At 67.2% G+C, this 7,782-nt stretch carries 6 protein-coding genes; 5 read left to right on the forward strand and 1 reads right to left on the reverse strand.

Annotation, left to right across the window (positions count from 1 at the left end; all coding sequences use genetic code 11):
• Positions 1-79 precede the first annotated feature (79 nt).
• Positions 80-802, reverse strand: a complete 723-nt coding sequence (locus BDIM_RS12755) for a TorF family putative porin (RefSeq protein ID WP_081461906.1) — start codon at positions 800-802, stop codon at positions 80-82.
• Positions 803-1,210: 408 nt separating this feature from the next.
• On the opposite strand from BDIM_RS12755, the gene BDIM_RS12760 reads away from it, so the two are divergent.
• The 5 genes from BDIM_RS12760 to BDIM_RS18090 all read left to right on the forward strand — a co-directional run.
• Positions 1,211-2,461, forward strand: a complete 1,251-nt coding sequence (locus BDIM_RS12760; RefSeq protein WP_003166018.1) for a sensor histidine kinase — start codon at positions 1,211-1,213, stop codon at positions 2,459-2,461.
• Positions 2,458-3,063 (forward strand): response regulator transcription factor, encoded by a 606-nt coding sequence (locus BDIM_RS12765; protein ID WP_003166019.1) that lies wholly within the window; start codon positions 2,458-2,460, stop codon positions 3,061-3,063. Before BDIM_RS12760 ends, BDIM_RS12765 begins: the two co-directional genes overlap by 4 nt.
• Positions 3,064-3,139: 76 nt before the next feature.
• A complete protein-coding gene (locus BDIM_RS12770; protein ID WP_003166020.1) occupies positions 3,140-4,585 on the forward strand; it encodes an NAD-dependent succinate-semialdehyde dehydrogenase in 1,446 nt (481 codons plus the stop codon).
• A 151-nt stretch (positions 4,586-4,736) separates the two neighbouring features.
• Positions 4,737-6,407: an MFS transporter gene (locus BDIM_RS12775; protein ID WP_003166021.1), complete on the forward strand. Its 1,671-nt coding sequence runs from the start codon at positions 4,737-4,739 to the stop codon at positions 6,405-6,407.
• Positions 6,408-6,521: 114 nt separating this feature from the next.
• A partial coding sequence (locus tag BDIM_RS18090; RefSeq protein ID WP_487042744.1) for an SLC5/6 family protein occupies positions 6,522-7,782 on the forward strand: 1,261 nt, incomplete at its 3' end.

The raw sequence follows: 7,782 nt of genomic DNA on the forward strand, positions 1-7,782 counted from the left end.
GTTGTCCAACTGCACGAGAGTTTCCTGTTCGAAAACGCCGAGCCCCCCCGGCGGATAGCTAAGGTAGAGGAGAGAGGGTTCAGAAAGCGTAAGTGAGAGCGCCGACCAGACGCCCGTCATAGTTGTCGCCCAGCGCATGGCTGTCGGTGTCGTACCAGCGCACATCCACCGCAAACCGCTCGCTCAGGTTGTGCTTCACGCCCAGATTCCAGGCGTTGTAATCGGCCCCTCCGTCCGCCGAGCGCACGCCGTAGGCCGCCGACGCCTTGGTGCGCGGCCCCAGGGCCGTCGACGCCTGCGCCTCGATCCACCAGGCCTCCTTGGTCGCGGCGAAACCGTCGGGCGTGTAGTTGACCCGCAGCCGCCCCGAAACGCGCCCGAACTTGCGCGAGGCGTCAGCCTGATATTCCCAGAAGTTGGAGTCGATCCCGGCGCGCGTGCCCGGCAGGTCTCGGTTGGCGACCGAAAGATCAAAGGCGAAACCGGCCGCCTTGGGCCGCCAGCCCAGACTCGTGACGATCTCGGCGTCCGACCCCTGAGACAGTTTGGCGGTCGAGGCGAAAACGGCGCCGTAGAAATCGCCGTACGCGACTTCGAGCGAGCCGTTCAGGCTGGGATCGCCGGCGCTCTTGCCCAGACCCTTGCCGACGTATTCGCTGGCGACGCCAAACTGGCCTTCGACAGACTGGGCCCCCGCAGGGGCCGCTAGCGCCGCTGACAGAGCGATGATCAAGCCGCCCGCGAGCGGATTACGGAGCGCGCGAGCGCCTTTCTGGCGTCGAGCGATGATTTGGAAGGGCATTCAGACCTCTTTGAGACTGATCCCCTTCTGCGTGAGACAACGGTAGGCAATCGTAAATTCGGCCGTACGTAGAAATCCGCAATTCACGCTGTCGCTGCGCAGCTTTCCTTCATCAGAACGTCGTTCTATTTATTAACACTCGAGTAACCATGATGACGAAGATCACACATACCCACGTTATGACAGAAATGGACATTTTTTCAGCTCACAAAGAACTGTGAGCGATAATTGCATGTTAGCCGAGACCTATTTAAGAGGCCCCTCTTACCTGCCTTATGACGACGACGACACGGAAGGGCTCGCCTCCTGATCTAGCGGGAAGCGAGGACAAGTTCGATTTACTCAGTATTGGACCGCCGCTCCCGTGACATCGCCCCATTCCCGCATCCTTGGGCGGCGGCTGTCGCCTTGGCGTGCGCCCTGTTCGCCGTTGCGGCTCTGACCATGGGGCTGGCGGCGCCGTCCTTCCCGCGCGACCTCGCCCTGATCGCCTTGGCGGCGGCGCTGGCGGCTTCGACCGCCTTGATCCTGGTCTGGCGGCAGGCCTCGCGTCTCGCAAAGGCCCTGGCGGCGCGCGACGCCATGCTCCAGGTCGCCTTCCTGTCGACGCCGACCCTGATGCTGACCCGCGAGGGCGTCATCTCGCGCCTCAGCGACACGGCGCTCGCCATGTTCAGGATCACCAAGGAGCAGGCCCTGGGGCGCCCCTTCGCCGATATGGTTCCAGGCTTCACTATGGCCGCCGTCATCGCCTCTGGGATGCCATCCGGCCTGCTGAAAGCCGACGCCGACTATTGGGTCGGCCGACGAGCCGACGGCTCGACCTTTCCGGTCGGCGTGCAGTTCGGCCTGGCGCCGGGCGGGCCAGACCAGGATTTCGTGGCCCTGGGCCTGGCCGACCTGACGCTCCACTACGCCGCAGAGACGCAGGCGCGCGAACTGCATGCTCAGTTGAACACCGTCTGGCGGCTGAACTCCCTCGGCGAAATGGCCGCCACCCTGGCCCATGAACTGAACCAGCCGCTGAGCGCGGCCAGCGGCTACATGCACGCCAGCCGGGCCGACATGGAGAAGGCCGGATCCCTGGGCGACAGCGCCTGCCGCACCCTGGACCTGGCCCAGGCCCAGCTGTTGCGCGCGGGTCAGATCATTCGCCGCATCCGCGCCTTCCTGAGCCAGGAGACCGGCGGCATGGGCGACGAAAGCGTGGCGGCCATGATCGAGACCATGAAGCAGATTTTGACGCGAATGGGCCAGGACAAGGATGTCGCCGTCCGCATCGATCTGGACGCCGACGGCGACCGGGTGCGGGCCGACCGCATCCAGTTCCAGCAGGCGGTCGTCAACCTGGTCCGCAACGCCGTCGAGGCGGCTGCGGGCGGCGTCGGCGCCCAGGTGCGCATCCTGGGCCGCGCCGAGGCCGACGGCTATCGCATCAGCATCGAGGACAACGGCCCCGGCGTCGCCGACGATCAGCGCGACCGTCTGTTCCAGCCCATGACCAGCACCAAGCCCGGCGGCATGGGTCTGGGCCTGTCCGTCACGCGCACCATCGTCGAGCGGCACGGCGGCGTCCTGAACGTCGGGCGCAGCCAGGCCCTGGGCGGCGCCGCCTTCTTCTTCACCCTGCCCAAGGATCAGGAGGCCAGGACCGCGTGAGCGATCATTCCGTCTTCGTCATCGACGACGATTCCGCCGTGCGCGACGCCCTCCTGCGGGTGCTGCGCGGGCGCGGCGTGCGCGCGCGCGGCTTCTCCAGCGGGACCGAGTTCTTCGCCGCCCTGCCCGAGGACGCCTCGGCCTGCGTCATCACCGACGTGCAGATGCCGGGCATGGACGGAACCGAGATCGTACGCCGCCTGGCCGAACTGCGCGGCGAGACCTGGCCCGTCATCGTCATCACCGGCCACGCCGACGTCTCCATGGCGGTGCAGATGATGAAAAACGGCATCGTGGACTTCATCGAAAAACCCTTCGATCCCACCCGCCTGGTCGAGGTGGTGAAGGGTTGTCTGGCCAGGCTCGGAGAGTTGGACGCCCGCCAGCAAGCGCGCCAGCAGGCCCGCGTGCGCCTGGGCCGCCTGACCCCGCGCGAGCGGCAGGTCTTCGACGCCCTGGTCGCCGGCGCCTCCAACAAGGAGATGGCCCTGAACCTGAAGATCAGCCCGCGCACGGTCGAGGTCTTCCGCGCCAAGGTCATGACCAAGATGGAGGCCGACAGCCTGCCCGCCCTGGTGCGCATGGGGCTGATGCTCAGCTAGACGTTTCGTCTCCTTGCAGCTGCGCCCGCTCCGGCGCGTTATGTCGGCTCCCCGACCGCGACCAAGGAGCCGCCCCATGTCCGATCCCGCCCGCCTGCTCCGCCGTCAGGCCTATGTCGACGGCCGCTGGATCGACGCCGACGGCAGCAGGACCATTGAAGTGACCAACCCGGCCACGGGCGAGGTGCTGGCGACCGTCCCCGACATGGGCGCCCTTGAGACCCGCCGCGCCGTCGCCGCCGCCGAAGCCGCGATGAAGCCGTGGGCCGCCAAGACGGCGGGCGAACGCGCCCGCATCCTGCGCCGCTGGTTCGATCTGATGATGAGCGAGCAGGACGCCCTCGGCCGCCTGCTGACCCGCGAGCAAGGCAAGAGCCTGACCGAGGCCAAGGGCGAGATCGCCTACGCCGCCGGCTTCATCGAATGGTTCGCTGAAGAGGGCAAACGCACCTACGGCGAGGTCATCCCGACCCACGACGCCTCAAAACGGCTGGTGACGCTACGCCAGCCGGTCGGGGTGGTGGGGGCCATCACCCCGTGGAACTTCCCCGCCGCCATGATCACCCGCAAGATCGGCCCGGCCCTGGCCGCCGGCTGCGCCGTGGTGCTGAAGCCCGCCAGCCAGACGCCGCTGTCGGCCCTGGCCCTGGCCGTTCTGGCGGAAGAGGCGGGCCTGCCGCCCGGCCTGTTCAACGTCGTCACCGGCTCGGCCTCGGCCATCGGCGGCGAGCTGACCTCCAATGAAACCGTGCGCAAGATCAGCTTCACCGGCTCGACCGAGATCGGCCGCCTGCTGATGAAGCAGTCATCGGACACCATCAAGAAGATGAGCCTGGAGCTGGGCGGCAACGCCCCCTTCCTGGTCTTCGACGACGCCGATGTGGACGCCGCCGTGGCGGGCGCCGTGGCCTCTAAATACCGCAACGCAGGCCAGACCTGCGTCTGCACCAACCGCTTCTATGTGCAGGCCGCCGTCCACGATGAATTCGTCGCCAAGCTGACACAGGCCACGCAGGCCCTGAAGGTCGGAAACGGCCTCGGCGACGGCGTGCAGATCGGCCCCCTGATCGACGAAAAGGCGGTGAAGAAGGTCGAGGAGCACATCGCCGACGCCCTGGCCAAGGGCGCAAGCCTGCTGACAGGCGGCGCCCGCCATGAGCTGGGCATGACCTTCTTCCAGCCGACCGTCCTGTCGGGCGTGACCCAGGACATGCAGATGTGCCGCGAAGAGACCTTCGGTCCCGTCTCCGGCGTCGTCCGCTTCGAGACGGAAGAAGAAGGGATCGCCCTGGCCAACGACACCATCTTCGGTCTGGCCGGCTACTTCTACGCCCGCGACCTGAGCCGCGTCTGGCGCGTGGCCGAAGCGCTGGAGACCGGCATGATCGGCGTCAACACCGGCCTGATCTCCACCGAAGTCGCCCCCTTCGGCGGGATCAAGCAATCCGGCCTCGGCCGCGAAGGCTCCAGCCACGGCATCGAGGACTACCTGGAGATCAAATACCTCTGCATGGGACTCTAGGCTCCGCTTCCCGCGAGCGATTATTCGACCAAGGTCGCTCTCCGCAAACCTGCGTTCCTGCTGTCACTCTCCCTTTCGACGCTCGGCGCAAAGCACGCCGGGCGCGAGGGAACGCGCCGCGCATCGCGGCCGCACAGGAAGGGAACTGCCCATGACCGACCGCACCATGGGTGCGGCGGACGGCGGCGAGCACACGGTCGACAAGAACGACCGGCTGGTGATTCTCGCCTCCTCCGTCGGCACCGTCATCGAATGGTACGACTTCTATCTTTACGGCTCGCTGGCCGCGATCATCTCCGCCCAGTTCTTCTCGGGCGTGAACGAGACCACCGGCTTCATCTTCGCCCTGATGGCCTTCGCCGCCGGTTTCGCCGTGCGTCCGTTCGGGGCCATCGTCTTCGGTCGCATGGGCGATCTGTGGGGACGCAAGAACACCTTCCTGGTGACCATGCTGCTGATGGGCGTCTCGACCTTCGTGGTCGGCCTGTTGCCGCCCTATGCGGCCATCGGCATCGCCGCGCCGATCATCCTGGTGCTGATGCGTCTGATCCAGGGCCTGGCTCTGGGCGGCGAATACGGCGGCGCCGCCACCTACGTCGCCGAGCACGCCCCGCACGGCAAGCGCGGCTTCTACACCTCCTTCATCCAGATCACCGCCACCGTGGGCCTGCTGCTCAGCCTGATGGTGATCCTGGGCGTGCGCCTGGCCATCGGTGAAGAAGCGTTCGCCGACTGGGGCTGGCGCATTCCCTTCCTGGTCTCGATCCTGCTGCTGGGCGTGTCCCTGTGGATCCGCCTGAAGCTGTCGGAAAGCCCGGCCTTCAAGCGCATGAAGGCCGAAGGCAAGGGCTCGACCACGCCCCTGAAGGACAGCTTCATGAAGTGGCCGAACCTGAAGCTGGTGCTGATCGCCCTGTTCGGCCTGGCGGCCGGTCAGGCCGTGGTCTGGTACACGGGTCAGTTCTACGCCATGCTTTTCCTTGAGAAGACGCTCAAGGTTGACCCCGCCCTCGTCAACGTCCTGATCGCCGCCGCCCTGGCGCTGGCGACGCCCTTCTTCGTCTTCTTCGGCTGGCTGTCGGACAAGGTGGGACGCAAGCCGATCATCCTGCTGGGTTGTCTGCTGGCCGCCCTGACCTACTTCCCGCTGTTCAACGCCCTCACCGAAGCGGCCAACCCGCGCCTCGTCGCCGCCGCAGCCGCCTCGCCGGTGACGGTGATCGCCGATCCGGCCGACTGCCACTTCCAGTTCGACCCGGTTGGCAAGACCGTCTTCAACAGCTCATGCGACGTGGCCAAGACCCATCTGGCAAAGGCGGGCGTCACCTATGTCAACGAAGCCGCCCCGGCCGGAACCGTGGCCCAGGTCCGCATCGGCGATCAGGTGGTCGACAGCTTCAACGGCAAGGTCATGCCCAAGGCCGACTTCGACGCCCAGAAGAAGACCTGGGACGCCGGCCTGACCGCCGCCCTGACCCAGGCCGGCTATCCGGCCAAGGCGGACAGCGCCCTGGTCAACAAGCCCATGGTGATCGGCATCCTGTTCCTGCTGGTCCTGTATGTGACCATGGTCTACGGCCCGATCGCCGCCGCCCTGGTCGAGATGTTCCCGACCAAGGTGCGCTACACCTCCATGTCGCTGCCCTATCACATCGGCAACGGCTGGTTCGGGGGCTTCCTGCCGACCACGGCCTTCGCCATGGTCGCGGCCACGGGCAATATCTACTACGGCCTGTGGTACCCCATCGCCATCGCCGTGCTGACCCTGATCGTCGGCGTCCTCTTCGTGAAGGAAGGCAAGGACGTGGATATCCACGACTGATCGAGCGGCTTCGCAACAACTGACTTTCGCCAACCTGCGGGCGGTCCGGCTTCGGCCTGGCCGCCCTCTTTTTTTCGCTTGCCCGCGTGAGCGCGCCCGGCCCAGATGACGCCCATGTTCAGCCTCGCCACCCTGGCCCTGACGGCCTTCTACATGGCCGCCCTGTTCGGCATCGCCTGGTGGTACGAGCGGCCGCAGATCAAGGCGCGGCGCGGGATGCTGGGGCCGTCGCTCTACGCCCTGTCGCTGGCCATCTACTGCACGTCGTGGACCTATTACGGGGCGGTGGGCACGGCCGCGCGCGACGGGTGGGAGTATCTGCCCATCTACGTCGGGCCGATCCTGGGGCTGACCCTGCTGCTGCCGTTGTGGCGGCGCATCGCCTCGGCCGCCCGACGCGAGAACGTCGGCTCGATGGCCGACTTCATCTCGTCGCGCTACGGCAAGAGCCCGGCGCTCGGCGCGGCGGTGGCGGGCGTCGCCATCCTGGGCTCGGTCCCCTACATCGCCCTTCAGCTCAAGTCTCTGTCGATGGCGGGCGAGATGATCACGGCGGGCACCCCCGTCGCCGGGTCCGAGAGCCTGACCGTCCTGGTCATGGCGGCGGTGCTGGCCGGGTTCGCCATCCTGTTCGGCGCGCGACGGCCCGACCTGACCGAGCACAACCGCGGCCTGATCCAGGCCATCGGCATCGAGTCCATCGTCAAGCTGGCCGCCCTGCTGGCCGTCGCCGTCTTCGCCGTCGCCCTGCTGGCCGCCTCGCCCTCGCGTCAGGCCGCAGCCGACAGCCTGGGCCAGTTGGGAACGTGGCCGCACATCGACGCCCGCTTCATGGCCATCACCCTGGTGGCGACCCTGGCCATCTTCTGCCTGCCGCGTCAGTTTCACGTCGCCTTCGTCGAGGGCGGCGATCCGGCCCAGGTGCGCCGCGCGCGCTGGATCTTTCCGCTGTATCTGATCCTGACAACCCTGGCGGTCCTGCCGCTGGTGGCGGCGGGCGGCCTGTTCCGGCCCGAGACCAACCCCGACCTGCTGGTGCTGGCCCTGCCGTTCGGCGCAGGGCAGAGCCTGCTGACCGCCGTGGTCTTCGTCGGCGGCTTCTCGGCCGCCACCGCCATGGTCATCGTCGAGGCCGTGGCCCTGTCGGCCATGGTGTCCAACAACCTGGTCCTGCCGCTGATGGGGGCGGGACGCCGGCGCGGCGCGGCCCAGCCGGACATGGCGCGAGCTCTGCTGAACATCCGCCGCCTGGCCATCGTCGCCCTGCTGCTGCTGGCCTGGCTCTATTATCTGGCGATGGACCGCTCCAGCGGCCTGGCGGCGATCGGCCTGGTGTCCTTCGCCGCCCTGGCCCAGTTGGCGCCGTCGCTGTTCG

Origin of the sequence: Brevundimonas diminuta ATCC 11568 (assembly GCF_000204035.1) — a bacterium.
Taxonomy (GTDB): domain Bacteria; phylum Pseudomonadota; class Alphaproteobacteria; order Caulobacterales; family Caulobacteraceae; genus Brevundimonas; species Brevundimonas diminuta.